The organism is Facilibium subflavum, assembly GCF_003574485.1.
Classification (GTDB): domain Bacteria; phylum Pseudomonadota; class Gammaproteobacteria; order Francisellales; family Francisellaceae; genus Facilibium; species Facilibium subflavum.
The window spans coordinates 1-2,546 of sequence record NZ_QLIT01000058.1 but is presented as its reverse complement, the minus strand read 5'-3'; the positions used below and the strand labels follow the sequence as shown (position 1 = coordinate 2,546).

General features: G+C 33.0%; 1 protein-coding gene. It reads right to left on the bottom strand.

Annotated features, from left to right (window positions below; genetic code table 11):
- Positions 1-20: 20 nt before the first annotated feature.
- Positions 21-2,546: condensation domain-containing protein (locus DNK84_RS04700; protein WP_162902224.1), on the bottom strand; the 2,526-nt coding region annotated here is incomplete at its 5' end.

Here is a 2,546-nt window from a genome sequence, read left to right as displayed (position 1 = left end):
GTAAGTAAAATAGTACAAATTTAAGTAATAGACGATGGTGGTTTGGTTGTAGATTTTTGGTGGCTAACACGAGTGTAACCTGCTAACTGATTTGCCTTTTTGTTTAATTGGTCATAGGTAATCTGCCTATCCTGATAAACTGCAGCAATATGCTCTGGTGTTGCCTTTACTTGTTTCTCAAATAACTGATGTATTGTTATGTCACTTGGATATTCCGCGTTGGTATCATTCCAGTCGTAAACAATTTTTTGATACATCACATCGGTTAATAACGTCATCTGACTACAAAGTGAATTAGGTTGGTCAACCAATTTATTGAGAATAGTCTGATAATATTGGATTAATGTTTTTATCGTCTCAGGCTTAAACAAATCCGTTGCATAACTTAAGTTACCAGTAATGACCTCTGATTGGTCATTAATAAACAAAGTTAAATCAAATTTTTCTACTGTATCGAAATCTAATGATTTAACGGGCTTAAAATAATCATGTCCCTTTTGTTTTAATGTCTGAAATGACGTATCAAAACTATTTAACACCAGCATCACTTGGAAAACGGGGTGACGTGTTAAATCTCTTTGCACCTCTAAAGCATCAATTAGTTGCTCAAATGGTAAATCTTGATATTGTTGATACTCAATTTGATCTTGATAAATTGCTTGAATTAAATCAGTAAAGCTTTGTGCTTTAGTTAATACAATACGATTAACAAGTGTATTCACAAAGAATCCAATTAAAGACTCTGTTTGTTTATAATGGCGATTAGCTGTTGGACTACCAATAACAATATCACTTTGGTTACAGTATTTACCTAATAAGACACTTAAACTACCTAATAAAACGCTATATAAGGTCACACCATGCTCATTAGCTAATGATCTTAGTTTATCACTCATTGTTTTATCTAAACTGAAGCCTTGGCTTGATCCTCTATAACTGACTTTATTTGGTCTTTTATAGTCCGTTGGTAAATTTAGGTTTTCGTAGCCTGATAATTTTGATGTCCAGTAATCCAATTGTTTTTGTAAAGTATCACCGATTAAATAATTACGCTGCCATAGTGCATAGTCTTTATATTGAATTTCTAATTCAGGAAGTTTAAATGTCTCATTTCCTTTGATATAAGCTTCATAATAAGCAATGAATTCTATTTGAAAAATATTAATTGACCAACCATCACTTGCTATATGATGGATTATGATGCTACAAAATACTTGAGCAACTTTATTATTCTGCTTAATAAAATATAATTTTACACGAATGGGGTACTCATGACTTAAATCAAAGGTTTGAGCAATATCCTTTTTAATTGCAGCTTTACATTTCTCCTTAGAGTCAAATTCACTTTCGTTAATCACTAATGGGTTATCACGTACCACTTGTACTGCATCTTTTTGACGCTCTGGTTCGATAATAATGCTTCTTAATACTTCATGCCGACTAACAATACCTTGGATAGCATATTTGAAAGCTTCAAGATTGATATCCTTCGATAGTTCAAACACAGTTGGAATATGATAGGCATTCGTACCTTGCTCATATTTTTCAATAAACCATAAACGGTATTGGGAAAAGGATAAGATTGATTGGTTGGATTGCACTTTTGGTATAACAACTTGATCTTGAGGAATTGTATTTTCTAGCAAGCGAGCAATACATTTATATTTAAAAATATCGACAGCTTGAAACTCACGACCTAACTGCATCGACATTTCATGTAGACTTTGAATAGCAAGAATTGAGTTTCCACCTAAGCCAAAGAAATCATCATATATGCCGATCTTTCCCGCAGGAATATTAAGTACTTTAGACCAAATTTGACGTGCCGTTTGTTCAGCTTCATTTCTTGGTTCTACATGCATTTTTTGATGAATTAATTCAGGTATTGGTAATGCTTTTCGATCTAGCTTCCCATTCACTGTCATTGGAAATTGATCCATTTCAATCAATGTGTTAGGAATCATATAACTAGGTAAAAGGGATGCTAATTGACCTAGAATAATATCTTGATTAAGTTTTGATGTTCTATCTGAGATATAATAACCAATTAATCGTTGTGTAGCATTTTCGCCATCGACAATGACACAGCTTTGTTTAATACCATCAATTGAACATAAAGCAGATTCTATTTCTCCTAATTCGACCCTTTGTCCTCGTAATTTTACTTGGAAGTCATTGCGTCCCATATACTCAATATTGCCATCAGGCAACCATCTAGCTAAGTCACCCGTTTTGTACAAACGCGTATATCCTTTTTCAAAATCCTCATCTGTCGCAAAGGGATTATCAATAAAACGCTGTTTTGTCAGTTCAGGTTGGTTTAAATAACCTCTTGATAAACCTATACCTGCTAAATAAATTTCTCCTATCGTATTTGGGGTCACAGGAATACCAAAATTATCTAAAATATAAATTTTATTATTTTTTATTGGCTGGCCAAGGATATTTTTTCTGGCAAATATCTGAGACACTAAGGATGAAATTGTTGCTTCTGCCGGACCATATTCATTAAAAATATGTTGTGAACTTAAATAACTGAAATCCTG